Here is a 25,763-nt window from a genome sequence, read left to right on the forward strand (position 1 = left end):
CAGCACCCAGCAGGTCGGCACCCAGCACGTCGGCACCCAGCACGTCGGCACCCAGCAGGTCGGCACCCAGCAGGTCGGCACCCAGCACGTCAGCACGCATGCCCGGTGGGACCGGCACGTACGGCAGAGTTTTCCGGCACCAACCGGCGCTATTGGGCAACTTGGAACTCCGGGACGTTAGCCCCACGAACTGGACATAGCGGGCCACCATGATCGGTGATGACACCAGATCCACGGTCACTGCCCGATCCAGAAGGAGATCACCATGGCCACCCCGACAGTCCCCCGGACGGCACCCGCCGGGCGGACGATGTACCAGGAGGAGATCGTCACCTCCGGCGCCGCGCGCAAGGTCCTCGCCATCGGCCGCATCATCATCGGCTGGACGTTCCTGTGGGCCTTCCTCGACAAGACGTTCGGCCTGGGCTTCATGACCCCCAGCGAGGGGGCGTGGATCAACGGCGGAACCCCCGCCCAGGGGTTCATCAAGGGCATCGAGGGCCCGTTCCACGGGTTCTTCCAGATCTTCGCGAACCCGTTCGGTGACTGGCTCTTCCAGCTCGGCCTGCTCGGCATCGGGGTCGCGATGATGCTGGGCGCGGGCCTGAAGATCGCCGCCGTCGCCGGCACGCTGCTCCTGGCGTTCATGTACCTCGCGGAGCTGCCCCTGGTCCTCGGCGGCACCAACCCCATCACCGACTCGCACTGGATCGAGGCGATGCTGCTCATCATCTCGGCGGTCACCCTCGCGGGCGACACCTGGGGCCTCGGCAAGTGGTGGGCCGGCAAGGTCGGCAACAACTGGCTCCGCTGACCGACCCTTCCTGAGCGGCCCCGGTCCAGCGACCGGGGCCGCACTGCATCCACCAGCACCAGGCCCCGGTCCACCGACCAGGGCCGCACGACGCCCAGCCCGACCCGCCCAGCCCTGGGCCGTCCTGCCCGGCAGCAGCCAGCGCCCGATCCGACCACCGTCCAGCGAGTCGAGCAGCCGGGGCCGCGCCGCGTCCCGCGCCTCTCGGCCGGACCAGAACGGTGGGCGCTCGTCCGGCCGCGCCTGACGGTCGGGGCCCTCCCGAGTGCCCGGCCGGGCGCCGTCGGCCGGCCCGGAAGCGGCTCAGCCCACCCGGGCCATCAGGATCTCGCGGACGCGGGCCGCGTCCGCCTTGCCGCGGGTGGCCTTCATGACCGCCCCGACGATCGCACCGGCGGCCTGGACCTTGCCGCCGCGGATCTTCTCCACCACGTCCGGGTTGGCGGCGAGGGCCTCCTCGACGGCGGCCTCGAGGGCGCCGTCGTCGGAGACCACCTCCAGCCCGCGGGCGGTGACCACCTCCGCCGGCGACCCCTCCCCGGCCAGCACGCCGGCGAGGACCTGCCGGGCGAGCTTGTCGGTGAGCCGGCCGGACTCCACCAGGGCGGCGAGCTCGGCCACCTGCCCGGGGGTGATGGCCAGCTCCTCCAGCGCGGTGCCGTCGGCCTTGGCGATCCGGGCGAGCTCGCCCATCCACCACTTCCGGGCGGCGTCCGGGCGGGCGCCGGCAGCGACCGTGGCCCCGATGAGGTCCAGCGCGCCGGCGTTGACCACGTCGCGCATCTCGGCGTCGGCGTAGCCCCACTCGGCCTGCAGCCGGCGCCGGCGCACGGCCGGCAGCTCGGGCAGCTCGGCGCGGAGCCGCTCGACCCACGCCCGCTCCGGCGCCAGCGGGACGAGGTCCGGCTCGGGGAAGTACCGGTAGTCCTCCGCGTCGGACTTCACCCGGCCGGGCGACGTCGTCCCGTCCTCCTCGTGCCAGTGCCGGGTCTCCTGGACCACCGACCCGCCGGCGTCCAGCACCGCCGCCTGCCGGGAGATCTCGTACCGGACGGCCCGCTCGATGGAGCGGAAGGAGTTGACGTTCTTGGTCTCGGTGCGGGTGCCGAGCGGGGCGTCCGGGGCCGGGCGCAGGGAGACGTTGACGTCGGCGCGCACGTTGCCGCGCTCCATCCGGGCCTCGGACACCCCGAGGGTGCGGAAGATGTCCCGCAGCGCCGAGACGTACGCCCGGGCCACCTCCGGCGCCCGCGTCCCGGCGCCGGTGATCGGCCGGGTGACGATCTCCACCAGCGGGATGCCGGCCCGGTTGTAGTCCACCAGGGAGTAGGCCGCGCCGTGGATGCGCCCGTCCGCGCCGCCGACGTGGGTGTTCTTGCCGGCGTCCTCCTCCATGTGGGCCCGCTCGATCTCCACCCGGACGGTGGTGCCGTCGGCGAGCTCGACGTCCAGGTACCCGTCGGCGGCGATCGGCTCGTCGTACTGGGAGGTCTGGAAGTTCTTCGGCACGTCCGGGTAGAAGTAGTTCTTCCGGGCGAACCGGCAGCTCTCGGCGATGGCGCAGTTCAGCGCCAGGCCGATCCGCACGGCGTACTCCACCGCCCGGGCGTTGACCACCGGCAGCGCGCCGGGCAGCCCGAGGGAGACCGGGGTGATCTGGGTGTTGGGGTCGGCACCGAAGCTGGCGGGGGCGCCGTCGAACATCTTCGACGCCGTGCCGAGCTCGACGTGCACCTCGATGCCCAGCACCGGGTCGTAGCGGCTGACGGCGTCGTCGTAGTCGACGAGGTCCGCGGTCGTCTGGGTGCTCATCGGGGTGCCACCTCCAGGTCGGGGGCCTGGGCGAGGATCGGCCCGCCCCAGGTGTCGGTCAGGAGCCGCTCCAGCGCCCCGCCCACCCGGTACAGCGTCGCGTCCTGCCGGGCCGGGGCGAGGATCTGGACGCCGACCGGCAGCCCGTCCTCGCCGAGCCCGGCGGGCAGGGACAGCCCGGGGACGCCGGCGAGGTTGGCGGGGATGGTCGCGACGTCGTTGAGGTACATCGCCATCGGGTCGTCGAGCTTCTCGCCGAAGCGGAACGCGGTGGTGGGCGCCGTCGGGGAGACCAGCACGTCCGCGCGGGCGAACGCGGCGGCGAAGTCGCGCTGGATGAGGGTGCGGACCTTCTGGGCCGAGCCGTAGTAGGCGTCGAAGTACCCGGCGGACAGGGCGTGGGTGCCGAGCACGATCCGCCGCTTGACCTCGTCGCCGAACCCGGCGCCGCGGGTGGCCGCCATGACGCGCTCGGCGGTGACCGGCCCGTCGGCGGGCTCGACCCGCAGGCCGAAGCGCATGCCGTCGAACCGGGCCAGGTTGGAGGAGGCCTCGGCCGGCATGATCAGGTAGTAGGCGGCCAGGGCGTAGTCGAAGCTCGGGCAGGAGACCTCCACGACCTCCGCGCCGGCCCCGGCCAGCAGCGCCACCGCCTCCTCGAACCGGGCCCGCACCCCGGGCTGGTAGCCGGCGCCGCCGAGCTCGGTGACGATGCCGACCCGCAGCCCGGCCAGGTCCCCGGTGCGCGCGGCGTCGACGAGCCCGGTGACCGGGTCGGTGAGGGAGGTGGAGTCCAGCGGGTCGTGCCCGCCGATGACCTCGTGCAGCAGCGCCGCGTCGGTCACCGTCCGGGTGACCGGGCCGGCCTGGTCGAGGGAGGAGGCCAGGGCGATCAGGCCGTAGCGGGAGACCCCGCCGTAGGTCGGCTTGACCCCGACCGTGCCGGTGACCGCGGCGGGCTGGCGGATCGAGCCGCCGGTGTCGGTGCCGATCGCCAGCGGCGCCTCGTGGGCGGCGACGGCGGCCGCGGACCCGCCGCCGGAGCCGCCCGGGATACGGCCGAGGTCCCAGGGATTGCGGGTCGGGCCGAACGCCGAGTGCTCGGTGGAGGAGCCCATCGCGAACTCGTCCATGTTGGTCTTGCCGAGGATCGGCAGTCCGGCCGCGCGGAGCCGGGCCACCACGGTGGCGTCGTAGGGCGGGACCCAGCCCTCCAGGATCCTTGAGGCGGCGGTGGTCACCTGCCCCTTGGTCACCACGACGTCCTTGACCGCCACCGGGACCCCGGCGAGCTCGGCCAGCTCCTCCCCTGCGGCGCGGCGGGCGTCGACGTCGGCGGCGGCGGCGAGCGCCTCCTCGGCGTTGACGTGCAGGAAGGCGTGCACGGCGCCGTCGACGGCGGCGATTCGGTCCAGGTGGGCCTGGGTCACCTCCACGCTGGAGACCTCCCCGGTGCACAGCAGGGCGGCGAGGTCGGCGGCGGTGCGCCGGGTCAGGTCGGTCATGCGTCCTCCCCGAGGATCTGCGGCACCCGGAACATGCCGTCCTGCGCGGCGGGGGCGGCGGCCAGGACGGCGTCGAGGTCGAGCGGCTCGACCACCTCGTCCGCGCGCATGACGTTGGTCAGCGGGATGGGGTGGGAGGTGGCGGGCACCTCGGGCGTGGCGACCTCGCTGACCCGGGCGACGGCGGTGGCGATGACGTCGAGCTCCCCGGCCAGGCGCTCGACCTCCTCCGCGGTCAGCTCGATCCGGGCCAGGGCCGCGACCCGCGCGACCTCGTCGGCAGAGATGGTGGACATGGCGGCGAGTCTATGACGCGGCGCCGGCGGGGCCGGCAGGTGTCCGACGGCGGCCGGGGGTCCCGTGAGGGTCGAAGGCGCCGACAGTGGCGGCGAGGGTCCGGTGCGGGGGATCGGCGTCCGACGGCGGCGGGGGTGTTCGACGGCGGCCGGAGTCGTCCGACGGCGGGTCGAGCCCAGGTGCACGGGCGAACCCGCGGTCCGGTCATGCCCGCGGTGACGGCCGGGCTACTCCGCCGACCGTGCGATCAGGTCGAGCAGGGCCAGGGCGTAGGCGTCGGCGGCCTCGGCGGCGGCGTGCTCGTGGGGCGAGGGCGCGGACCCGGGCGGGACCGTGGTGACCCGGAACTCGCCGTCGTCCCGGTCCAGGCCCCGGAAGGTGCCGCCGAGGAGCTCGCGCAGCTGGTCCTCGCGGGGCAGCCACAGCGTCTCCTCCAGTGCCACGGAGTCCAGCGCCCACTCCGTCGTGCCGTTGAACCCGAGGATGGTGCCGGTGGGGAACCGGTGCACCTCGACGGTGAAGTCGGCGAGGGTGAACACCTCCCCGAGGAGGTCTGGCTTGTCGATGGTGAACCGGTCGCCCGGCTCCGGCCGCCAGGCCAGGCCGGCGTCGGCGAGCTGGCGGGCGAGCGTCACGGAGATCACCTGTCCAGTATCACCGCCGTGGCGAACGCCGTGCTCCGCCGGGGCGGGCACCGTGCTCCGCCGGGACGAACGGCGTGCTCCGCCGGGGGCACCCTGCTCAGCCGGGACGAACGGCGTGCTCCGCCGGAGCGCACCGCGCTCAGCCGGGCAGCACCGATAAAGGGCCGCGGGGCGCCCCGGCACATGCTCTACGTTGTCGCCATGAGGCTCGCCCAGCGATTCGGTCGCGCCCTCCCGCTCCGGGCCTGGCTGCGCTCCCGGCGCCTCTGGCAGATGGTGCGCCTGTACCTGGCCTTCGCGGCGGGGGTCCAGCTGGCCGCCGTCGGCGCCGTGGTCGCCGTCGACGAGCTGCGCAAGCGCCGCGAGCCGCCGCGGGGAGAGTTCCCCCGCACGCCGCCGGAGACGCTGCCCGTGGCGGACTCCACGGTCACGGTCTTCACCTTCGGCGACGACCTTTACGCGGACATGCTGGAGACGATCAGGTCGGCGCAGCAGACGATCTACTTCGAGACGTTCATCTGGAAGTCCGACGACGTGGGCCAGCGGTTCAAGGACGAGCTGCTGGCCGCCGCCCGGCGCGGGGTGGAGGTGTTCGTCGTCTTCGACAGCTGGGGCAACCTCGTCGTCCCGCCGTCGTTCAAGCGGTTCCCGGACCTGCCCCACCTGCACGTGCTCCGCTTCCCGCTGCTCCGCACCGGCCTGCTCACCCTCAACCTGCGCAACACCGGGCGGGAGCACCGCAAGGTGCTGGTGGTGGACGGCCGGGTCGGGTACCTGGGCGGGTACAACATCGGCTCGCTCTACGCCACCCAGTGGCGGGACACCCACCTGCGGGTGGACGGCCCCTCCACCTGGGAGCTGGAGAACGCCTTCGTCGACTTCTGGAACCACCACCGCAAGCGCCACCACCCCGAGCTCCCGGACCGGGGGGCCAGGTCGTGGGACGCGCGGATCCGCACGGCCCAGAACGTGCCCGCCCGGCTGCTGTTCCCGGTGCGCTGGACCTACCTGGAGGCCATCGACCGGGCCGAGCACACCATCTACATCACCCAGGGCTACTTCATCCCGGACCGGGAGATCCTGCACGGCCTCGTCACCGCCGCCCGGCGGGGGGTGGACGTCCGGGTGCTCATCCCGGAGTACTCCAACCACATCGTGGCCGACTGGGCCGCCCGCTCGTACTACGCCGAGCTGCTGCAGGCCGGGGTCACCCTCTGGCTCTACCAGGGGGCCATGGTGCACGCCAAGACGATGACCGTGGACGGGCGCTGGACAACGGTCGGGACGACGAACATCGACCGGATGTCGATGACCGGCAACTTCGAGATCAACCTCGAGCTGTTCGACGACGGGCTGGCCGCCCACATGGAGCGGGTGTTCGCCACCGACCTGACCAACGCCCGCCAGCTGACGACGGCCGAGTGGGAGCAGCGCGGGATGCTCCCGCGGCTCGGCGAGCGCCTGCTCAAGCCGCTCGGCCCACTGCTCTGACGTGGTCCGACCCGACCCGGCTTCGCTGAGCCGATCTGGCCGGATCTGCCATCACACCGGGCGGCGGTAGCACCACATCTGCGGGTGGGACTCCCAGTCGCCGACGTAGTCCCGGCCGACGTCGCGGCGGAACCCGAGCCGCTCGTAGAGGCGGTGCGGGGTCCCGGGCCCGTCGGTGCTGACCACCGACAGCACGAGCGCGTCGTGGCCGTGCTCCGCGGCCCACCGGATGGCCGCCCGCAGCAGCGCCTCGCCGGCGCCCCGCCCCTGGGCGGCCGGGTCGACCGCGAGCATGCGGACCTCCACCTCGCCGGGACGGGCGAGGTCGGCGTACCGGCCGCCCGCCGTGGCGAGCGTGACGGAGCCAAGCACCTCCGAGCCGTCCCGGGCCACCAGCACGACGGCGTCGCTCGCCCGGGTGGCGACGTCGCACAGGACGGCCGCGTAGTCGGCGCTGAGGAGCTGCGCGGCCTCGAAGGCGTTCACCCCGATCTCCCCGATGCGGTCGAGATCGGCGGGACGTGCAGGGTCGACGACGATGCGGGAGGTGTCGAGCACGGACGGCATTATGGCCCGACGACGGTGCGGGGCCGGCGCGGCGAGGCGGTGCGGCCGGGGCGGCGACGTGGCGCCGGGGCGACGGCGCGGCACGGCCCGTGTGCGCAGGCACAACGACCACCGGGAACACCCACAGGCCGTCGCGGCGGCAACCGCAGAGCGCCGTGACCCGGTCGACCGGCGGGCGTGGCCGTGATCCGCTCGGCGGCGCCGGAAGGTTGCACCTGCGCCAGCACCGGCGCACCCCCTCTGACCAGGATCCACTCCGGAGGCGAAAATGTGCGAGATCAGCACACTATCCACTCCGGAGGCGATTTTGGTCACCCGGATCAATCCGGAGTAGAAAACGAGTGCCATATGCCTGGCACCTACTTCAGAGGCGACCGCAGTCACCGGGATCAACTCCGGAGCAGAAAATGCGTGCCATATCCCCGGATATCTACTCCGGAGCGTCTCCGGGGCCGCGCATCTCCGCCGCCTCCGCCGCCACCGCCCCCGGTCCGCCCTCGAGGAGCGCGACGAACCCGGCCTCGTCCAGGATCGGGCGGCCCAGCTCACGGGCGCGCGCCTCCTTGGTGCCGGCGTTCGCGCCGACCACCACGAAGTCGGTCTTCTTCGACACCGACCCCGACGCCTTCCCGCCCCGGGCGATGATCGCCTCCTTGGCGGAGTCGCGGCTGAAGCCCTCCAGCGAGCCGGTGACGACGACGGTCAGGCCCTCCAGCGTGCGCGGGACCGAGGCGTCGCGCTCGTCGGCCATGCGCACCCCGGCCGCCGCCCAGCGGCGCAGGATCTCCTGGTGCCAGCCGACGGTGAACCACTCCGCCAGCGCCTCGGCGATCACCGGCCCCACGCCGTCGACGGCGGCGAGCTCCTCGGCGTCGGCGCGCTGGATGGCGTCCAGCGAGCCGAGCTCGGCGGCCAGGGCGCGGGCCGCCGTCGGGCCGACGTGGCGGATGGACAGCGCGACGAGGACCCGCCACAGCGGCTGGGACTTGGCCTTGTCCAGCTCGGCGAGCATCCGCTCGGTGGTGGCGGTGGGCCTGGACGGCTCCTTGACGGTGCCGTCCTTGCGCACCGCCGGGGTGGTCCAGAAGAACAGCCGCTGCTCCCACCGGCCGGTGCCGGCCCCGTCCTTCTTGACCTCCCGCCACACCCGGACCTCGGCGAGGTCCTCGGCGGTCAGCTCGAACAGCCCGGCCTCGGTGGTGAGCACCGGCTGCTGGCGCCCGGGCAGCCCGGCCTCGGCGGCCGCCCGGGCGGCGGGGTCGGCCGGGTCGTCCCCGGCCGCGGCGGCGCGGGCGGCGATCACCTGGTCCCGGCCGGCCTCGGGGTCGGTCAGCGCGAGCGCCGCCTCCCCGCCGAGGGCCTCGATGTCCAGCGCGCCGCGGGAGGCGATGTGCGCCACCCGCTCGGTGAGCTGGGCCGGGCAGGAGCGGGCGTTGGGGCAGCGCAGGTCGACGTCGCCCTCCTTGGCCGGGGCGAGCGGGGTGCCGCAGGACGGGCACCGGTCGGGCATGACGAAGGCGCGCTCGGTGCCGTCCCGCAGGTCCACCACCGGGGCCACGATCTCCGGGATGACGTCCCCGGCCTTGCGCAGCACCACGGTGTCCCCGATGAGCACGCCCTTGCGGCGCACCTCGTTGGCGTTGTGCAGGGTCGCCATCGACACGGTCGAGCCGGCCACCAGCACCGGTTCCATCACCCCGTAGGGGGTCACCCGGCCGGTGCGCCCGACGTGCACCCGGATGTCCAGCAGCCTGGTGTTGACCTCCTCCGGCGGGTACTTGTACGCCACCGCCCAGCGGGGGGCGCGGGAGGTGGAGCCGAGCTGGCGCTGGAGGGCGAAGTCGTCGACCTTGACCACGATGCCGTCGATCTCGTGCTCGACGGCGTGCCGGTGCTCGGCGTAGTGGTCGATCATCTCCTCCACGGCCGCCTCGGTGTCCACCACCCGGGTGTGCGGGGAGACGGGCACGCCCCAGGCGCGGAGCTGGTCGTAGAGGTGGGACTGGCGGGACCACTGCGCCGGCGGCCCGCCGGGTCCCCAGTCGACGGCGCCGACCCCGTGGGCGAGCATGTCCAGCGCCCGGCCGGCGGTCACCCGCGGGTCCTTCTGCCGCAGCGACCCGGCGGCGGAGTTGCGGGGGTTGGCGAACGGGGCCTTGCCCGCGGCGACCAGGGAGGCGTTGAGCTCCTCGAACGCCGCCACCGGGAAGAAGACCTCGCCGCGGACCTCGATGCTCGCCGGGTGGTGGTCCCCGGCCAGCCGCTGGGGCACCGCGTCGATGGTGCGCACGTTGAGCGTGACGTCCTCGCCGGTGCGCCCGTCCCCGCGGGTGGCGGCCCGGACCAGCCGGCCGTCCTCGTAGAGCAGGTTGACGGCGAGCCCGTCGATCTTCAGCTCGCAGGTCATCGCGACGTCGGTGCGGCCGGCGGCCGCGTGCACCCGGGCGGTCCACTCGCGCAGCTCCTCGACCGAGAAGACGTCGTCCAGGCTCTGCATCGGCTGGCGGTGCTGGACGGTGGCGAAGTCGGTGGAGTAGGTGCCGCCGACGCGCTGGGTGGGCGACTCCGGCACCCGCAGGTCCGGGTGGGCCTCCTCCAGGGCGGTGAGCTCGCGCAGCAGGGCGTCGTACTCGGCGTCGGAGATCGTCGGGGCGTCGCGGACGTAGTACGCGAACTGGGCGGCGTCGATGTCGGCCGCGATCTGCTGCCACCGCTGGCGCAGGTCCGCCCCGGCGGGCTCGGTGGTGCCGGCCGGCGGCGGGCCGCCGGGGGACGCCGCGCCGTCGGGCAGGTCCTCCCCGGAGGCCGCCGCGGGGGGCAGGTCCTCGGGCACGGGCTCGACCACCGAAGCGCTCACCCCCACATGATGGCCCAGGCCCCGGGTCCGGGGCGCGTGAAAAGCCCGCGCCCAGGCAGGGGTCACGGCGGCACGGCGCACGGCGGCACGGCGGACGACGGCGACCGTCCCGTGGGCGCACCGGCCGCCGTCGGCGGTGGTGCTCCCGGTGCCCCGGCCACCTGCACCCACGGGATGACCGCACCGCCCGCCGGTCCCCCGCCGGTCGGACGCGGCGGCGGGCCGCCGGCTCCTACCCTGGTGGCCATGGCGAGGGAGGTCGGGCTGCGGGCGCGGCTGGCCGACGTCAGCACCCGGCGCTCCACGATCGACTCCCTGGCCGCGCTCGCCGCGCTGTTCTTCCTCGGGCTGCCCTCGATCACGGTCACCGGGAGCCTCGGCCAGCCCGGCGGCGCGGCCGCCGTCGCCGCGGGCATCGTCATGCCCGTGGCCCTGGCGTGGCGGCGCAGCCGCCCGGCCGCCTCGGCCGCGACCGTCTACGCCGCGGCCCTGGTGCACCTCATCGCCGGCGCCGTGGTCATCCCCGCCGACGTCCTCGTCCTGGTCGCGCTGTACTCGGTGACCATCTACGGCCCGGTGTGGGCCCGCCGGGCCGGGCTCGCCGGCGCCCTGGCCGGGGCGGTCCTGCTCCCCCTCGCCGCCGGGTACACGTACGGCCCGCCCGCGCCGGCGGCGGTCGCCACGATGAGCTTCGGCGTCGGCGGCGTGGTGCTGGCCGTGTGGGGCCTGGCCATCATGCGCCGGGGCCGGGTCGAGCGGCTCGCGGCCCTGGAGGAGCGCGCCCGCCGGCTGGAGGTCGAGCGCGACCAGCAGGCCCGCATCGGTGCCGCGGCGGAGCGGGCCCGGATCGCCCGGGAGATGCACGACGTCGTCGCCCACTCCCTCTCGGTGGTCATCGCGCAGGCCGACGGCGGCCGGTACGCCGCGGCCACCGACCCCGCCGCCGCGGAGCGGGCGCTGGTGACCATCGGCCAGACCGGCCGGGACGCGCTGGCGGACATCCGCCGCATCCTGGGGGTGCTGCGGCAGGAGGACGAGGACGGCGGCGCGCTCCTCCCCCAGCCCACCGGCAGCGACCTGGACGCGCTCGTCGGGCAGGTCCGCGCCGCCGGCCTGCCGGTCTCCCTGGTCCGCACCGGGGCCGAGCGGCCGCTGCCCGCCGGGGCCGGCCTGGCGCTGTACCGGATCGTCCAGGAGGCGCTGACCAACACCCTCAAGCACGCCGGCCCGGCCGCCCGCGCCACCGTCCATCTGCAGTGGTCCCCCGGTGCCGTCGCGGTGCAGGTCGACGACGACGGCCGGGGCGCCTCCGCGCTCGACGACGGCCAGGGCCACGGCCTGCTCGGCATGCGGGAGCGGGCGGCGCTCTACGGCGGCACGGTCGATGCCGGGCCGCGGCCGGGTGGCGGGTTCCGGGTCCAGGCCCGGCTGCCGCTGGACGGGTCGGCGGCCGGCGCCGGCGCACCGGGCGGGGACCGCGCGGCGGCCGCAGCACCGGGCGCTGACCGAGCGGCGACCGCGCCGGGCGCGCACCGAGCGGAGGCCGCGCCGGGCGCGGGACGCCCGGCAGCCGGCGGGGCTGGCAGGATGCCCCCCGGGCCCGTCCGGCCCGCCGCCGCACCGGAGGCGGGCGGCCCAGCAAGGGCCGGCGGGGCGGGCACCGCCCCCGCCGCCGCGCCCTGGAGACAGCCATGACCACCGAGCCCGCCGCCCCCATCCGGGTCGCGCTCGTCGACGACCAGCAGCTCGTCCGCGCCGGGTTCGCCATGGTCATCGGCTCCCAGCCGGACATGGACGTCGTCCTCGAGGCCGGCGACGGCGCGCAGGCGCTGCGGCTGCTCGCCTCCCACCCGGTCGACGTCGTCCTGATGGACGTGCGCATGCCGACCCTAGACGGGCTCGCCGCCACCGCCGAGCTCACCGGCGACGGCGGCCCTCGGGTCATCATCCTGACCACCTTCGACCTGGACGAGTACGTCCTGCGCGCGATCCGGGCGGGCGCCAGCGGCTTCCTGCTCAAGGACGCCCCGCCGGAGGAGATGCTCGCCGCGATCCGCACCGTCCACTCCGGCGATGCCGTCATCGCGCCCTCCTCCACCCGGCGGCTCATCGAGCGCCTCGCGGAGATCCTCCCGCCCGAGCAGCAGACGCCACCGGCGGTGCTGGACACGCTGACCGACCGCGAGCGCGAGGTGCTCGTGCTGATGGCCCGCGGACGGTCCAACACCGAGATCGCCGCCGACCTCTTCGTCGCCGAGGCCACGGTCAAGACGCACGTGGGCCGGGTGCTGGCCAAGGTCGGGGCGCGGGACCGGGTGCAGGCGGTCGTGCTGGCCTACGAGACCGGGCTGGTCACGCCCGGGTCCTGACGCCCGGTGAGGACGCCCGAGGGCGACGCAAACCCGCTCGGCGCCGACGCTCGGTTGCGGGCGCTCGACGGCCGGTTCCGCACGTTGTGGCGGCTCCGGGCGCCCGATGCCTGGCGCCGCACGACCGCAGTCCGGCTACCTGACGCTCCTACCGACCGAGGTCCGGCTGCCTGACGCCAGGCGCCCTCATACCCGGCTCCGCCCGGCCCCCACCGCCGCCCACCTCCTGGTGGAGCCCCCGGGGCCGGCGTCCCCCCGCGGGATGACGCGAGGACCAGCCCGCCGCCCGATCACCAGACGCCGCCCCGTCCGTAACGTCGTGAGCACCGAAGACCCCCGGGACGGCCGGCCTCCGCGCCGCCGCACCGGGACGCCCCGGCCGGCGCCGCCGTCGGCCGCACGAGAAGCAGGCCGGCCGCCGCCGTCGGCCGCACGAGAAGGAGTGCCCATGACGACCGCCCCCGCCCCCGCCCCCCGGCCGGACAGCCCCGGACCGGCCGTCCGCGCCGTCGGGCTCCGGAAGACCTACGGCAGCGGGGACACCGCGGTCCGCGCGCTGGACGGGGTGGACGTGGCGTTCGACGCCGGCCGGTTCACCGCGATCATGGGCCCGTCCGGGTCCGGCAAGTCCACCCTCATGCACGTGCTCGCCGGCCTGGACGAGGCCGACGGCGGGCAGGTCTTCCTCGGCCCGACCGAGCTCACCAGCCTGGACGACAAGCGGCTGACCCTGCTGCGCCGCGCGCGGGTCGGCTTCGTCTTCCAGTCCTTCAACCTGCTGCCGATGTACACCGCGGAGCAGAACATCACCCTGCCCGTCGAGCTGGCCGGCGGCGACGTCGACCGCGCCTGGCTGGCCACCCTGGTACGGACGCTGGGGATCGAGGGGCGCCTGACGCACCGGCCGGCCGAGCTCTCCGGCGGGCAGCAGCAGCGGGTGGCGATCGCCCGGGCGCTGATCACCCGGCCCGACGTCGTCTTCGCCGACGAGCCGACCGGCAACCTCGACTCCCGGTCCGGGGCGGAGGTGCTGTCCTTCCTGCGCACCTCGGTGCGCGAGCTGGGGCAGACGGTGGTCATGGTCACCCACGACCCCACCGCCGCGAGCTACGCCGACCGGGTGGTCCTGCTGGCCGACGGGCGCATCGCCGGGACCATCACCGACCCCACCCCCGAGTCCGTCCTCGCCGGCCTGGACGCGCTGCGCGGGCCGGAGCTGATCGGCGGGGAGGCGCTGGCCCGATGATCCGCCTCACCCTGGCCCAGATGCGGCGCAGCGTCGGCCGGCTGACCGCGGCCGGCGTCGCGATCGCCGTGGCCGCCGCGTTCGTCGCCGCCAGCCTGCTCGCCGGCGGCGTGTTCCGGGAGACCACCTACCGGGCGGTGACCGCCGGGATGGCGGACGCCGACGTCGTCGTGCACCCCGCCGACGGCCGGCTCACCCCGGACACCGTCGCTGACGTCGCCGCCCTCGACGCGGTGACGGCGGTCGGCGGCGTGGCCGAGGTCTACGGGCAGGTGCTGGTGGGGGGACAGCGCGCCGGCGTCGTCCTCGTCCCCGTCCCGCCGGACCCGGCGCTCGACCCCTACACCCTGACCGCGGGCGACCGGCCCGCCGACGGCACCGGCATCGCCCTGACCGACGACGCCGCCGAGCGGCTGGGCGCCGAGGTCGGTGACACCGTCCGCGTCGAGTGGGAGCGGTGGGACGCGAGCGCCGGCACCCCGGACGCCGCCGGTGCCGCTCCCGCTCCGGCCGACGGCGACGCACCCGCCGCCGCCGAGACCTCCGGCGGGTGGGTCACCGAGACCGCCGACCTGACTCTCACCGGGATCGTCACCGCCCCCTCCGCGCTCGTCTCCGGCGGCGCCACCGCGCTGGTGAGCCAGGACAACCTGGACGCCTGGGCCGCCGCGGCCGAGCCGGACGGGCAGGTGGCCTACTCGGCGCTGCACGCCGTCGCCGCGGCCGGGACCAGCCCCGAGACCGCCGCGGAGCAGGTGCGGGACGCCCTGCCGGGCGACGTCCTGGTGCGTACCGCGACCGAGGAGGCCGAGGCCCAGACGGCCGACCTGACCGGCAACGACCAGATGCTGACCTACCTCGCCCTCGGCTTCGCCGCGGTGGCGATGGTGGTGGCGGCCCTCGTCATCGCCAACACCTTCCAGGTGCTGGTGGCCCAGCGGACCCACACCCTGGCGCTGCTGCGGTGCGTCGGGGCCACCAAGGCGCAGGTGCGCCGCTCGGTGCTGGTCGAGGCCGGCCTGCTGGGGCTGGCGGCCTCCGCGGTGGGCCTGCTCGGCGGGCTCGGCCTGGGCCAGCTGGCGCTGCTCGTGCTCGGCCGCTCCGACGCCGGCGCCCTGCCCACGGCCATCTCCCTGACCCCGGCCGTCGTCGTCGTGCCCCTGCTGACCGGCACCGTGGTCACCGTGCTCGCCGCCCTGGCGCCGGCCCGCGCGGCCACCCGGGTCCGCCCGGTCGCCGCGCTGCGCCCCGCCACCCCGGCGGGCGGCCGGGCCGGCGGGCGCGGCCGCTGGTGGCTCGCCCTGCTCACCACCCTCGCCGGCGCCGCCCTGCTCGGCGGCGCCGTGGCCGGGGTGCTGCTCGCCGACCTCGACATGGGGCTCGCGCTCGCCGTCGGCATCCTCGGCGGCATCGTGTCCCTGACCGGGGTGCTCGTCGGGGCGGTGTTCCTCGTGCCCGGCACGGTCCGGGCGGCCGGCCGGCTGCTCGCCGTCGTGCTGCCCCGCCGGCACCGCCTGACCGCGCGGCTGGCCACCGTGGACGCCACCCGGCAGCCGCGGCGCACCTCGGCCACGGCGTCCGCGCTCGTCATCGGGGTCGCCCTGGTGGTGATGATGTCCACGGCGGCCGCCACCGCCCGCTCCAGCCTCTCCGCCGAGCTGGACCGGCAGTTCCCGGTGGACCTGCTGGTCAGCTCGGCGAGCCACGATGGCGCGGGCACCGCCGCGCTCACCCCGGCGCAGCTGGCCGCGCTGTCCGGCACGGCCGGGGTGCGGAGCGTGGCCGAGCTGGCCGAGGCGGACGTCGAGGTGCGGGCCGACGGCGCGTCGCTCACCACCACCGTGCAGGGCCTGGACCCGGCGGCGGCCGAGCGGGTGCTGCGCGACCCCGCGCCAGTGGCCGCGCTCGCCGACGACGTCCTGCTGGTCGGCCCGGACGCCGCCGAGGCGCTCGGGCTCCCGGACGGTGCGGGCGGTGGCAGCGGCGGCGGCCGGGACGCCGACGGCGGTGCCGACGGCGCCGGGGATGGCGGCAGCGGCGCGGAGGTGACCCTGGCCGGCGACGGCGGGTCGGTGACCGTGCGCGCCCGGGTCGCCGAGGTCGGCGCCGCGCAGGTCCTCACCACCCCGGCCACGCTCGCCGACGTCGAGCCGGACGCGCGGACCACCACCGCCTGGGCGCAGCTGACCGGTGACGACGCGGCCGCGACTGTGGCCGCGGTGCAGGATGCGGTGGCCGCGGCCACCACGGCCGACGCCGCGGTGCCCCAGGTGGTCGGGGCGGCCGCAGAGCGGGAGGCCTTCGCCAGCACCATCGACACCCTGCTCGCGGTGGTCGTCGGGCTGCTGGCGGTGGCGGTGGTCATCGCGCTCATCGGCGTGGCGAACACCCTCTCGCTGTCGGTCATCGAGCGGCGCCGGGAGCACGCGGTGCTGCGCGCGATGGGCCTGACCCGGGGGCAGCTGCGCGGCATGCTGGCCGCCGAGGGGGCCGAGGTCGCCGTCGTCGGTGCCGCCCTCGGCGCGGGCCCGGGCCTGCTGTACGGCTGGGCCGGAGCGGCGGTGCTGCTCGGTGGGCTCGGGGAGCTGCAGCTCGCCGTGCCCTGGCCGCACCTGGCGGCCGTGCTCGCGGTCGCCCTCGCCGCCGGCCTGGTGGCCTCGGTGCTGCCGGCCCGGTCCGCCACCCGGGTGCCGCCGGTGGCGGCGCTGGCCGCCGAGTGAGGGCGGCGCCGGCCGCGGCGGGGACGCCCGGCCGGCCCAGATCTGGTGCCGGGGCGGTGGAGGGCCGCCCCGGCACCCCGCCGGGGCCGGATCTGGTGCCGGGACGGTGGAGGGCCGTCCCAGCACCTCACCCGGGCCCGGGTCCGGTGCCGGGACGGTGGAGGGCCGTCCCGGCACCTCGTACGTCCCGGCGCCGGGCCGCCGGACGCGGCGCCGTCACCGGCGGCGCCGGTCAGGCCGGAGGCTCGAGGACCTGGAGGAACGGCTCGACGAACGCGTCGAGGAAGCTGGCGACCGACTCGTAGCCGAACGGGTGGGGCGCCTCGGGGTCGGCGACGCCGACGGCTGCGCGCAGCGTCTCGACGGCAGCGGTCCCGTCAGCCATGAGCGGCATCCCATCTCCTTCGACCGTGGCTCCCTCGGCCGGTAGCGGGCCAATCATGCCCGATACCGGCGCCGTGGGCCCACCGGTCGGTGCGGGGCACGAGGTCCGAGTCCCGGCGACGAGGGCGCGCCGACCCGCGCCGCCCCGCACGTCGAAACAGCGCTGGCAGTGCCACGCCTGGCCCGGCCAGACCTTGGCCGGCGAGCTGTGGACTCCGCAGGCGGTGGAGCACCGGGATGTGGACCATGCCGAGCCGTCCACACCAGGTGCCGGCACCCTCACCCGGACCCGCGAGGACCGGGCACCGTGGGCAGGTGCCGATCCCTGCCGCCGGGCTCCCGGACCCGGACGATGCCGGTGAACCGCGGCCGACGGAAGCGCCGCGGCCGATGGAAGCGCCGGGGCGGCCGGCCGCCTCGGTCGCGCCGGCCGCGGCCGGAGGCCCCGACGCGGCCCACGGAGCCGGGCCGGACCCAGTCATGGCGCTGCGCTGCGCGTTCCACCTCGCCGTGCTCACCGGGCCGGAGACCGGCTGGTGCCTGGGGCTGGCCGGCCGGGCCGTTGTCGGCCGCGGACCGGGCGACCTGGTGCTCACCGACCCGCTCGTCTCCCGCCGGCACCTCGAGCTCCGGCTGCGGGCCGGCCGCGTCCAGGCGCGCGACGCGGGCTCGGCGAACGGGACCTGGTGGCACCGCCCGCGGCCGCGGGGCGGGGTGGGGCGGCGCCGCCGCCTGCGCCGGGGCTGGCGCGAGCTGGTGGTCGGCACCCGCCTGGTGGTGGGCGCGACCGTGCTCGAGGTGCGGCGCCGGCCGACCTCCCTGCACCTGCCGGCGCCGCCACCGACGGGGGCCGTCGCCGGGGCCGGTGCTGCGGCGGGCACGGGTCCCGGCGACCGGCCAGCGGGTGGTCGCCGGCGGTGGGGCCGGAGGACGCAGCCGACCGCGGCGCCCGGCCCCGGGGCACCGGACCAGCCCGGGCCGCGGCGCCCGCGCGCCTGGGACCGCACCGACGTGCTGCGCGTCGGCATCCCGCTCCTGCTGTGCCTGACCACCGCCGGGCTGCTCCTCGGCTCCGGCGCCGGCCCCGCCCGGTGGGCCCTCCTCGCCCTGCCCGTGGGCATGCTCGCCCTCGCCCTCGGGGCTGCCCGGCCCCGGCCGCCCACCGCCGGATCGGACCCGCGACCCGACGCCGCGGCGCTGCTGCTCCTCGCCGCCGCCGCCCCGCCGCCGCTCGCCCCGGGCGCCGTCCTGCACCTGACCCTGCCCGGTGCAGATGGCGGTGGTGGTGGCGGCGGAGGTGACGGCGGCGGTGCCGATGGTGGTGCCGGGGCGGGTGCCACCCTGGACGTCCGCCCGGGCGACGCCGTCGCCCTCCTCGGCCCGGCCGACGCCGCCGCCCGGGCGGCCCGGCTGCTGCTGGCCGAGGTCGGCGTGCTGCACGGCGGCCGGGTCGGGCTCGCCGTCCCGCCGGACTGGCCCGCCCCACCGCCGCCCGACCCCGACCCGGCCTGGTGGCTGACCGTGGTCGACGCCGCGGAGCCCCAGCCGGCACCGCCCGCACCGCCCGCCCCGGCGCCGCCCGCAGCGGCCTCGCCCGCCTCGGCCCCGCCCGCGCCGGCCACCAGCACCCTGGTGCTGGCCGAGCGGCTCGCCGCGGTGCCGCCGTGGTGCACCCGCGTCGTCCCGGTCAGCGGCGGCGTCGGCGCGCCCTGGGCGGCGGCCGTAGCAGCCCTGCTCGCCGCCCGGCGCCGGGAGCCGGGCGCGGCGCTGCCCACCGAGGTCCGGCTCACCGCGGCCGTCGGCCCGCTGACCGCGGACGCCGTCGCCAGCGCCTGGCGCGCCGCCGGCGCCACTCTGCCCGGGCCGGTGGGCGCGGACGCCGAGGGGCTGGTCGAGCTCGACCTGGTCACCGACGGCCCGCACGCGCTGGTGGCCGGGACCACCGGGTCGGGGAAGTCCGAGCTGCTGCTGGCCTACCTGCTCGGCCTCGCGCTGCGGCACTCCCCCGCCGACCTCCAGCTCGTCCTGCTCGACTACAAGGGCGGGGCGACGTTCGGCCCGCTGGCCGACCTGCCGCACGCCGCCGGAGTGCTCACCGACCTCGACCCGGCCGGCACCGCCCGGGCGCTGGCGTCGCTGCGGGCGGAGGTGCGCCGGCGCGAGCGCCTCCTCGCCGCCGCCGGCGCCAAGGACCTGGCCGAGCACCGCGCCCGCGGCGGCACCGGCCTGCCCCGGCTGCTCGTCGTGGTCGACGAGTTCCGCACCCTCGCCCAGACCCACCCCGACGTCCTCGACGCCCTCGTCCGGCTCGCCGCCCAGGGCCGCTCCCTGGGCGTCCACCTGGTGCTGGCCACCCAGCGGCCGGGCGGGGCGGTGGGCCCGGACGTGCGGGCGAACCTCACCGCCCGGCTCTGCCTGCGGGTGCTCGACCCGGCCGACTCCCTGGACGTCCTGGGCACCGCCGCGGCCGCCGCCCTGCCCGTGCACCCCGGCCGGGCCGTCCTGCGGACCGACCGGACCCGCACGCTCCAGGCGCTGTGGTGCGGGCCGCCGGACGAGGCGGTGGTGGCACGGGCCTGCGCGGCCGTCACGGCGGCCTGGCAGCGGCAGGGTGCCGGGGCGCCGCCGCGCCCGTGGGCCCCGGCCCTGCCGACGAGGGTGACGCTCGCCGAGCTCGCCGCCGAGGCCGACGGGCCGGGGCTGGCCGCCGGGCCGGGGCCGGCCGCCGGGTCGGGGCCGGCCGACGGCGGCGGTCCCGGCCGGGCCATGGGACCGCTGCTGGCCCGGACCGACCTGCCCGAGGAGCAGCGGCTCGGGGTGTGGGCCTGGGACAGCAGCGCGCTGCTGGTCACCGGCGGCCCGGGCACCGGCCGGACCGAGCTGGTCCGCGCCGCCGCGACCGGGGCCCTGGCCGCGGGCGTGGAAGTGGCGATGACCCGGAACGTCGGGGCCCGGCCCGAGGCGTTCGCCGACCTCGGCGGGCCCGCGCTGGGCACGGTGGTCGGCACTGACGACCCGCGCCGCGCGGCCCGGCTGCTGGAGCCTGCTCGGCCGCGGCGGGCGGGGCCGGCAGGTGCTCGCCGTCGACGACGCGGACGCCGTGTGCGAGGCCCTCGACCTCGTGCGCCCGGCGGGCGGGGCGGCGCTGCTCGCCGGGGCGGTGCGGGACGCGGCGCGCACCCAGGTGGCGGTGGTGCTCACCGGGCCGCCGTCGCTGGCCGCCGCCCGCTGGACGGAGGTGGTCCGCACCCGGCTGGTGCTGGCGCCGCGGGACGAGGCCGAGGCCCTGCTCGCCGGCGTCCCGCGCCACCTGATGGGCGCCCCGCCGGTGCCGGGCCGCGGGGTGCTGCTCGAGCCCGGCCGGGCCACCGCGGTGCAGGTCGCCCTCGCCGCCCGGCCGTCGGCGGGGCTGGCGACCGGGCCGGCGACCGGGCCCGGGAGTTGGGCCCCGGCCCGGGGTGGGGCCGGTCCGGCGCCCGAGTACCCGGCCCTCCGGCTCGTGCCGCTGCCGCCGGTGGTGGCCCTGGCCCACCTCGGCGCGGCCGGGTCGGGCCGGGTGCTGCTCGGCGCCGGCGGGGACGACGCCGGCCCGGTGGGCGTCCCGCTCGCCGCCGGGGACCGGCTGCTGGTGGTGGGCCCCCCGGGCAGCGGCCGCAGCACCGCGCTCGCCGTCGTGCGGGCCCAGGCCCGGGCGCCGCGGCGGTGGACCTCCGGCCGGGCCCGACGCCGGCGGGGCCGACCCCGGCCGCGCCGGCGGCCGCCGGCCCGGGCACGGTGGCGCTCGTCGACGACGCCGACGCCTGGCCGCCGGAGGCCCTGGCCGCGCTGGTGCAGGGAACCTTGGCCGACCGCGCGGCGCTCGTCCTGGCGGCCCGCACCGAGACCGTGCTCGCCGCCTTCCGCGGACCCCTCGCCGAGGCGCGCGCCACCGGCCCGGTGCTCGTCCTCGCCCCGGCCCGGGGCGGGGCCGCCCGCCTGACCGACCTCGACCTGACGACGGCGATCGACCCGGTGCGCCCCTACCACTCCGGGCTCGGCGTCCTCGTCCGCGGCGGGTCGGCGCAACCGGTCCAGGTGGCGCTGCCCTGACGGCGGCGACCGCCCGGCCCCTGGGTGGATCTGGCCGTGCTGGCCGGACCGGTCGGGACGGTCAGGCCACCGCGTCCGGGGCGCTGGTGCGGTCGGCCCAGGCGCGGGAGGAGGGCCACAGCGTCCCGCCGATGGCGACGGCGGCGGCCGCGACCAGGACGACCACGAGCCACCCCGGCAGCAGCGGCGCCATCGCCAGGACGCTGGCGCCCTGGAGGAGCTGCCAGGTGAGCACCGGCCCGCGGCCCCACCGGCGCCGGCGCCACAACGCCCGGCCGGCACCGGCCAGGAGCAGCGCGAAGCCGGCGAAGAAGACCGCCATGGCCAGCGCGGTGCCGGCCTCGCTGGTCGCCCCGCGGAGGACGTCCACCACGAACGTCACCGCCATCCCGAGCAGGGCGCCGGCCTCGAGGAGCACGACCACCAGGGCGGTCAGCATCGGTCCCGGGAGGCGCGGGTCGCTCTGGTGGGACGGGCCCGCCGGTGGGCCGGTGGGCCGGCCGGTCCGGCGGGCCGGACCCGTGGCCCGGGCGCCGGACCGGCCACCGGGGCGGGCAGGCTCCCGGCCGGCGGGCGTGGGGTGGGCAGCGGGACGGTCGGGGCCGGCCGACCGGCCGGCGTCGGCGGGTCGGGAGCTCATCAGCCGAGGGTATCCGGGGCCGGCGGCTGCCGGCCAGGACCACGCCCACCACCACGGCGCCGCAGGCATGTCAAGACTTCGGCCGAGAACCGTCCGTTGTGAGGAAGACCACCGGTGGCAGCGCCTTGCGGTCTCCGCCGCACCCTTTACGGACCGATTTCGGCATGCCAACCTTGACGGAGCAGCTTGAAACCCCTGGCGGGTGCGCTGCTCCCCGGAGCGAGGAGCCGTGGTCCGCCGTATGCCTGAAGGAGTATGCATGGACTGGCGTCACCGCGCTGCCTGTCTCACCGAGGACCCCGAGCTGTTCTTCCCGATCGGGAACACCGGGCCGGCCCTGGTGCAGATCGAGGAGGCGAAGGCGGTGTGCCAGCGCTGCCCCGTCGTCGACACGTGCCTGAAGTGGGCGCTGGAGAACGGGCAGGACTCCGGCGTCTGGGGCGGCCTCTCCGAGGACGAGCGCCGCGCCCTCAAGCGCCGCACCGCCCGCGCCCGCCGCGCCGGCTGACGCCGCCCCCGCTCGGCCGGTTGGCCGCGCCCGCGCGGCCGACCAGGAGGCCCCGCAGACCGCCGTCTGCGGGGCCTTCGCACGTCCGGGCCCGGGGTGCCGCCGGCCGGGCGCTCACCGGCGCCCGCACCGGACGCCGTCGCCCGCACGCCGGCCGGCGCGGTGGTGGCGTGTCGCGCGCTGCCGGCCGGCGGTCAGCCGCGGGCGCCCTTGGGCCGGGCCTGGCCCAGGTGCGCGTGCAGCACCACCTCGGTGCCCCCCTCGGGCCGCGGCGCCCAGTGGATGGAGCCGTGCAGCTCGTTGGTCACGATCGTGGAGACGATCTGGGTGCCGAGCCCGGTGAGCACCTTGCCCTGCTCCAGGCCCACGCCGTCGTCGGCCACCCGGACGGTGAGCTCGAGGCCGTCCCGCTCGGCGGTGACCGTGACGGTGCCGGACCGGGACTGCAGCCCGTGCTCGACGGCGTTGGTGACCAGCTCGGTGAGGACGACGGCGAGCGCCGTCGCCGCCTCCGCGCCCACCGCGCCGAAGGTCCCCTCCACCACGGTGCGGACCGAGGAGTCCGGCGAGGCGACGTCGGCGGCCAGGCGCAGCGCCCGCCCGAAGACCTCGTCGAAGTTCACCACCTCGTCCAGGTTCTGCGAGAGCGTCTCGTGCACCAGGGCGATGGTGGCCACCCGGCGGGTGGCCTCGCCGAGCGCGGCCCTGGTCTCCTCGTTGGGCGAGCGGCGGGCCTGCAGGCGCAGCAGCGCCGAGACGGTCTGCAGGTTGTTCTTCACCCGGTGGTGGATCTCCCGGATGGTGGCGTCCTTGGTGAGCAGCTCCCGCTCCCGGCGGCGGACCTCGGTGACGTCCCGGCACAGCAGCAGCGCGCCGGACCGCTCGCCGCGGTCGAGCAGCGGGACCGCCCGCAGGGACAGGGCGACCCCGCGGGCCTCGATGTCGGTGCGCCAGGGCGCCCGGCCCATGACGACGACGGCGAGGGCCTCGTCCACGTTCGTGTGCTCCTCCAGCAGCGCGGTGACGAGCTCGGCGAGGACGGCGCCCTTGAGCTCGCCGATGACGCCCAGCCGGTGGAAGTTGCTCACCGCGTTGGGGCTGGCGTAGAGCACCCGGCCCTCCGCGTCCAGCCGGACCAGGCCGTCGCCGACCCGCGGGGCGCCGCGCCGGGACCCGGTGGGCGCGGGCTGGGGGAACTCGCCGCGGGACATCATCGCGCAGAGCACGTCGGCGATCTCCATGTAGGAGATCTCCAGCCGGGAGGGGACCCGGGAGGTGGGCAGCGCGCTCTCCCGGGTCAGCACCGCGACCGCCCGCCCGTCGTGGACGACGGGGATGACGACCTCGCGCAGCCCCCGCTCGCCGTCGTGCTCGGCCCGCAGGTGGATGCCCCGGTCCAGCAGCGTCTGGTTCATGAGCTGGCGGCGCGGCTCGGTCGGGGTGTCCCCGACGATGTCGTCGTAGTGGACCGTCCCGGCGGTGGACGGGCGGCAGTGGGCGGCGACGACGAAGGAGCCGTCGTCGGTGGGCAGCCACAGCACCAGGTCGGCGAAGGCGAGGTCGGCCACCACCTGCCAGTCGCCCACCAGCTGGTGGAGCCACTCGGCGTCGGCCGGCTCGACGTCGGCGGCGGCCGCGATCATGTTGGCGAGGGTGGGCACCGGTCAAGCGTAGGTGAGGGCAGGGCAACCCACGGCTCGGGCGAACCACGGCGCGGGGGGACCACGGCGCGGGGCAACGACGGCGCGGGGCGTCCACGGCGCGGGGCAACCACGGCGCGGGGAACTACGCTGGCAAGTGTCCTGACGTTCCACGGAAAGGCACCGACGTGCACTTCGCCGCCAGCATCGACCTCCCCGCCGACGTCGAGACCGTCGCCGCCATGCTCGCCACCCGCGACTTCGCCGACCGGCGCGCCGCCGCCGTCGGCGCCCAGGAGCACAGCGTGCAGATCGACCGGGCGGGCGAGGCCTTCACGGTGACCGCCGACCTGACCCTGCCCACCACCATGGTCCCGGCCTCCTTCCGCTCCTTCGCCCCGGCCACCGTGCGGGTGCGGCTGGTGGAGGCCTGGGGGCCGCCCGCGCAGGACGGCTCGCGCACCTCCACCCTCACGGTGGACCTGCGCGGGGTGCCGGTGTCGGTGCGCGGCAACCAGCAGCTCGTCCCCGCCGAGGGCGGGTGCGTGGAGACCTACCGCGGGGACGTCACCGCCTCCGTCCCGCTGGTGGGGAAGCGGATCGAGTCGGCCGCGGCCGGCGCGGTCCAGAAGATCGTCGACGTGGACCGGCAGATCGGCCGGGACTACCTGGCGCAGCGGTAGCCCGACGGCGCCCGCGGAGGGCGGCTACTCCCCCAGCATCCACCGGTACGGCGCGGCGAGCCGCCGCGCCCCGGCCGGTCCCCAGGAGCCGGGCGGGTAGGGCAGCGGGTCCGGCCGGGCCGGGCCCTGGAGCGGGGCGAAGGCGGTGAACGCCGACCGGAGCCCCGCGGCGGTGGTGTACAGCGACCGGTCCCCCACCAGCGCGTCGTGCAGCAGCGAGGCGTAGGCCGAGATGGGCTCCCCGCCGGGGACGTCGTCGAGCTCGAGCACCGCCGTGCCGGCCGAGTAGGTCAGGTCCGGCCCGGGCGTCTTGACCGTCACCCCCAGGCGGATCTCGCCGTCGCCGCGGAAGCCGATCTCGATCGTGTTGGGCTCGGTGACCTCCCCGGCCAGCGGGCCGGGCGGCGGCTTGAGCACCAGGGTGATCCGCTGCTCGGTGCGGGCCATCCGCTTGCCGGTGCGCAGCAGGAACGGCACGCCGCGCCACCGGTCGGTGTCCACCCACAGCCGGGCGGCGACGAAGGTGTCCTGGGTGGAGCCGGCGGGGACGCCGTCGATGTCGGTGTAGCCGGCGAACTGCCCGAGCACGACGTCGCGGGCCGGGTCCAGCGGCCGGAAGGCGCCGAGCACCTCCTCCCGGGCGTCGATGATGCTCGCCGGGTCGCGCAGGTCCGGCGGCGGCTCCATCGCCACCTGCGCGGCCACCTGGAACAGGTGGGTGACGAGCATGTCCAGGCTCGCGCCGGTGGCCTCGTAGAACGCCGCCCGGTTGGCGACGTCGAGCTCCTCGGGCACGTCGATCTGCACCTGGTCGATGCTCTCCTTGCTCCACTCCGAGCCGAACAGCTGGTTGGCGAAGCGCAGGACGTAGATCGTCTGCACGCCCTCCTTGCCCAGGAAGTGGTCGATGCGGAAGACCTGGTCCTCCGCGAGCACCTCCTTCACCAGCGCGTCGAGGTCCTCGAAGGACGCCAGGGAGGTCCCGTACGGCTTCTCGTAGACCACCCGGGCGCCGCGGGCCAGCCCGTGCGCGCCGAGCCCCCGGGTGATCGCGGGGAAGGCCGACGGCGGCACGGCGAGGAAGTGCAGCACCGCCGGGTCCGCGCCGCTCGCCGCCCGCAGCTCGGCGCGGGCCGCCGCCAGGTCCGCGCCGAGCTCGCCGCCGTCGTCGGCGGAGAAGGCGCCGGCGCAGTAGCGCACGTGCGCGCGGGCCTGGGCCCACCCCGGCGGCACCCCCCGTGGGCTGCGGGCCAGGGCGGCCGCGACGTGGTCGCGGAAGGCGTCGTCGTCCAGCGGGGTGGTGGCTACGCCGACGAGGCGCCAGTGCTCGGGCAGGAGGCCGCGCTCGTGGAGCTCGAACAGGGCCGGCAGGACCATCCGGCCGGCCAGGTCGCCGGTGGCGCCGAAGAGCACCACCACGACGGACGGGGGCAGCTGCTCCTGGGCGTTCGCGGTCACGCCGGCCAACCTACGGCCCGCCCCGCCGGCGCGCCGCCC

19 protein-coding genes are annotated in these 25,763 nt (G+C 76.9%); 9 read left to right on the forward strand and 10 right to left on the reverse strand.

All coding sequences use genetic code 11. The annotated features are described in order from the left end of the window. Positions 1-265: 265 nt before the first annotated feature. On the forward strand, positions 266-814 hold the full coding sequence (locus MF406_RS13165) for a DoxX family protein (protein WP_242894570.1): 549 nt from the start codon (positions 266-268) through the stop codon (positions 812-814). 303 nt (positions 815-1,117) lie between these two features. Here the strand turns inward: MF406_RS13165 and gatB are convergent, their stop codons facing one another. The 4 genes from gatB to MF406_RS13185 form a co-directional block, all read right to left on the reverse strand. Beyond that, entirely contained in the window at positions 1,118-2,626 is a 1,509-nt protein-coding gene (gene gatB / locus MF406_RS13170; protein WP_242894571.1) for an Asp-tRNA(Asn)/Glu-tRNA(Gln) amidotransferase subunit GatB, read from the reverse strand. Continuing rightward, positions 2,623-4,131 carry an Asp-tRNA(Asn)/Glu-tRNA(Gln) amidotransferase subunit GatA gene (gatA, locus tag MF406_RS13175; RefSeq protein WP_242894573.1) on the reverse strand — a complete coding sequence of 503 codons (1,509 nt, stop codon included), beginning with the start codon at positions 4,129-4,131 and terminating at the stop codon, positions 2,623-2,625. The genes gatB and gatA overlap by 4 nt, the downstream gene beginning before the upstream one ends. Continuing rightward, the gene (gene gatC / locus MF406_RS13180) at positions 4,128-4,427 is read right to left on the reverse strand and encodes an Asp-tRNA(Asn)/Glu-tRNA(Gln) amidotransferase subunit GatC (protein WP_242894575.1); all 300 of its coding nucleotides are present in this window, start codon (positions 4,425-4,427) and stop codon (positions 4,128-4,130) included. The genes gatA and gatC overlap by 4 nt, the downstream gene beginning before the upstream one ends. A 228-nt stretch (positions 4,428-4,655) precedes the next feature. Then, positions 4,656-5,072: a pilus assembly protein CpaE gene (locus MF406_RS13185; RefSeq protein ID WP_242894577.1), complete on the reverse strand. Its 417-nt coding sequence runs from the start codon at positions 5,070-5,072 to the stop codon at positions 4,656-4,658. Between the two features lie 201 nt (positions 5,073-5,273). Between MF406_RS13185 and MF406_RS13190 the strand changes: the two genes are divergently transcribed. Beyond that, positions 5,274-6,563, forward strand: coding sequence for a phosphatidylserine/phosphatidylglycerophosphate/cardiolipin synthase family protein (locus MF406_RS13190; protein WP_242894578.1), 1,290 nt, complete (start codon positions 5,274-5,276; stop codon positions 6,561-6,563). Positions 6,564-6,614: 51 nt separating this feature from the next. Here the strand turns inward: MF406_RS13190 and MF406_RS13195 are convergent, their stop codons facing one another. Both MF406_RS13195 and ligA read right to left on the reverse strand, forming a co-directional pair. Further along, positions 6,615-7,121 (reverse strand): GNAT family N-acetyltransferase, encoded by a 507-nt coding sequence (locus tag MF406_RS13195; protein ID WP_242894580.1) that lies wholly within the window; start codon positions 7,119-7,121, stop codon positions 6,615-6,617. Positions 7,122-7,560: 439 nt separating this feature from the next. After that, complete coding sequence (gene ligA, locus MF406_RS13200; RefSeq protein WP_371744496.1) at positions 7,561-9,987, reverse strand: NAD-dependent DNA ligase LigA; 2,427 nt, start codon at positions 9,985-9,987, stop codon at positions 7,561-7,563. Positions 9,988-10,233: 246 nt separating this feature from the next. Here ligA and MF406_RS13205 point away from each other — a divergent pair, with 246 nt between their 5' ends. From MF406_RS13205 to MF406_RS13220, 4 genes are all read left to right on the forward strand, one after another. Further along, complete coding sequence (locus tag MF406_RS13205) at positions 10,234-11,682, forward strand: sensor histidine kinase (protein WP_242894582.1); 1,449 nt, start codon at positions 10,234-10,236, stop codon at positions 11,680-11,682. Further along, the gene (locus MF406_RS13210) at positions 11,679-12,356 is read left to right on the forward strand and encodes a response regulator transcription factor (protein ID WP_242894584.1); all 678 of its coding nucleotides are present in this window, start codon (positions 11,679-11,681) and stop codon (positions 12,354-12,356) included. The genes MF406_RS13205 and MF406_RS13210 overlap by 4 nt, the downstream gene beginning before the upstream one ends. Before the next feature lie 448 nt (positions 12,357-12,804). After that, positions 12,805-13,602, forward strand: coding sequence for an ABC transporter ATP-binding protein (locus tag MF406_RS13215; protein WP_242894586.1), 798 nt, complete (start codon positions 12,805-12,807; stop codon positions 13,600-13,602). After that, entirely contained in the window at positions 13,599-16,322 is a 2,724-nt protein-coding gene (locus MF406_RS13220; RefSeq protein ID WP_242894587.1) for an FtsX-like permease family protein, read from the forward strand. Before MF406_RS13215 ends, MF406_RS13220 begins: the two co-directional genes overlap by 4 nt. A 232-nt stretch (positions 16,323-16,554) precedes the next feature. Here MF406_RS13220 and MF406_RS13225 read toward each other — a convergent pair whose 3' ends face one another. Next, positions 16,555-16,707 (reverse strand): hypothetical protein, encoded by a 153-nt coding sequence (locus MF406_RS13225; RefSeq protein WP_242894589.1) that lies wholly within the window; start codon positions 16,705-16,707, stop codon positions 16,555-16,557. Positions 16,708-17,186: 479 nt separating this feature from the next. Between MF406_RS13225 and MF406_RS13230 the strand changes: the two genes are divergently transcribed. Beyond that, entirely contained in the window at positions 17,187-20,795 is a 3,609-nt protein-coding gene (locus MF406_RS13230) for an FtsK/SpoIIIE domain-containing protein (protein ID WP_242894591.1), read from the forward strand. A gap of 61 nt (positions 20,796-20,856) precedes the next feature. Here the strand turns inward: MF406_RS13230 and MF406_RS13235 are convergent, their stop codons facing one another. Then, positions 20,857-21,435: a hypothetical protein gene (locus tag MF406_RS13235; RefSeq protein WP_242894593.1), complete on the reverse strand. Its 579-nt coding sequence runs from the start codon at positions 21,433-21,435 to the stop codon at positions 20,857-20,859. 259 nt (positions 21,436-21,694) lie between these two features. Here MF406_RS13235 and MF406_RS13240 point away from each other — a divergent pair, with 259 nt between their 5' ends. Further along, positions 21,695-21,943 (forward strand): WhiB family transcriptional regulator, encoded by a 249-nt coding sequence (locus MF406_RS13240; protein WP_242894595.1) that lies wholly within the window; start codon positions 21,695-21,697, stop codon positions 21,941-21,943. Positions 21,944-22,137: 194 nt separating this feature from the next. Here MF406_RS13240 and MF406_RS13245 read toward each other — a convergent pair whose 3' ends face one another. Continuing rightward, positions 22,138-23,586 (reverse strand): sensor histidine kinase, encoded by a 1,449-nt coding sequence (locus MF406_RS13245; protein ID WP_242897790.1) that lies wholly within the window; start codon positions 23,584-23,586, stop codon positions 22,138-22,140. Between the two features lie 185 nt (positions 23,587-23,771). Here MF406_RS13245 and MF406_RS13250 point away from each other — a divergent pair, with 185 nt between their 5' ends. Continuing rightward, the gene (locus MF406_RS13250) at positions 23,772-24,266 is read left to right on the forward strand and encodes a DUF2505 domain-containing protein (protein ID WP_242894597.1); all 495 of its coding nucleotides are present in this window, start codon (positions 23,772-23,774) and stop codon (positions 24,264-24,266) included. 24 nt (positions 24,267-24,290) lie between these two features. Here MF406_RS13250 and MF406_RS13255 read toward each other — a convergent pair whose 3' ends face one another. Further along, positions 24,291-25,724: a glucose-6-phosphate dehydrogenase gene (locus MF406_RS13255; RefSeq protein ID WP_242894598.1), complete on the reverse strand. Its 1,434-nt coding sequence runs from the start codon at positions 25,722-25,724 to the stop codon at positions 24,291-24,293. Between the last annotated feature and the right edge of the window lie 39 nt (positions 25,725-25,763).

The sequence above is a fragment of the Georgenia sp. TF02-10 genome (genome assembly GCF_022759505.1).
In the GTDB taxonomy this organism is placed as follows: domain Bacteria; phylum Actinomycetota; class Actinomycetes; order Actinomycetales; family Actinomycetaceae; genus TF02-10.

Excerpts from the sequence above, each read along its gene's own strand:
- MF406_RS13165 (WP_242894570.1), top strand. The coding sequence starts at position 266 with ATGGCCACCCCGACAGTCCCCCGGACGGCACCCGCCGGGCGGACGATG.
- gatB (WP_242894571.1), bottom strand. The coding sequence starts at position 2,626 with ATGAGCACCCAGACGACCGCGGACCTCGTCGACTACGACGACGCCGTC.
- gatA (WP_242894573.1), bottom strand. The coding sequence starts at position 4,131 with ATGACCGACCTGACCCGGCGCACCGCCGCCGACCTCGCCGCCCTGCTG.
- gatC (WP_242894575.1), bottom strand. The coding sequence starts at position 4,427 with ATGTCCACCATCTCTGCCGACGAGGTCGCGCGGGTCGCGGCCCTGGCC.
- MF406_RS13190 (WP_242894578.1), top strand. The coding sequence starts at position 5,274 with ATGAGGCTCGCCCAGCGATTCGGTCGCGCCCTCCCGCTCCGGGCCTGG.
- MF406_RS13205 (WP_242894582.1), top strand. The coding sequence starts at position 10,234 with ATGGCGAGGGAGGTCGGGCTGCGGGCGCGGCTGGCCGACGTCAGCACC.
- MF406_RS13210 (WP_242894584.1), top strand. The coding sequence starts at position 11,679 with ATGACCACCGAGCCCGCCGCCCCCATCCGGGTCGCGCTCGTCGACGAC.
- MF406_RS13215 (WP_242894586.1), top strand. The coding sequence starts at position 12,805 with ATGACGACCGCCCCCGCCCCCGCCCCCCGGCCGGACAGCCCCGGACCG.
- MF406_RS13220 (WP_242894587.1), top strand. The coding sequence starts at position 13,599 with ATGATCCGCCTCACCCTGGCCCAGATGCGGCGCAGCGTCGGCCGGCTG.
- MF406_RS13225 (WP_242894589.1), bottom strand. The coding sequence starts at position 16,707 with ATGGCTGACGGGACCGCTGCCGTCGAGACGCTGCGCGCAGCCGTCGGC.
- MF406_RS13230 (WP_242894591.1), top strand. The coding sequence starts at position 17,187 with ATGGCGCTGCGCTGCGCGTTCCACCTCGCCGTGCTCACCGGGCCGGAG.
- MF406_RS13235 (WP_242894593.1), bottom strand. The coding sequence starts at position 21,435 with ATGAGCTCCCGACCCGCCGACGCCGGCCGGTCGGCCGGCCCCGACCGT.
- MF406_RS13240 (WP_242894595.1), top strand. The coding sequence starts at position 21,695 with ATGGACTGGCGTCACCGCGCTGCCTGTCTCACCGAGGACCCCGAGCTG.
- MF406_RS13245 (WP_242897790.1), bottom strand. The coding sequence starts at position 23,586 with ATGATCGCGGCCGCCGCCGACGTCGAGCCGGCCGACGCCGAGTGGCTC.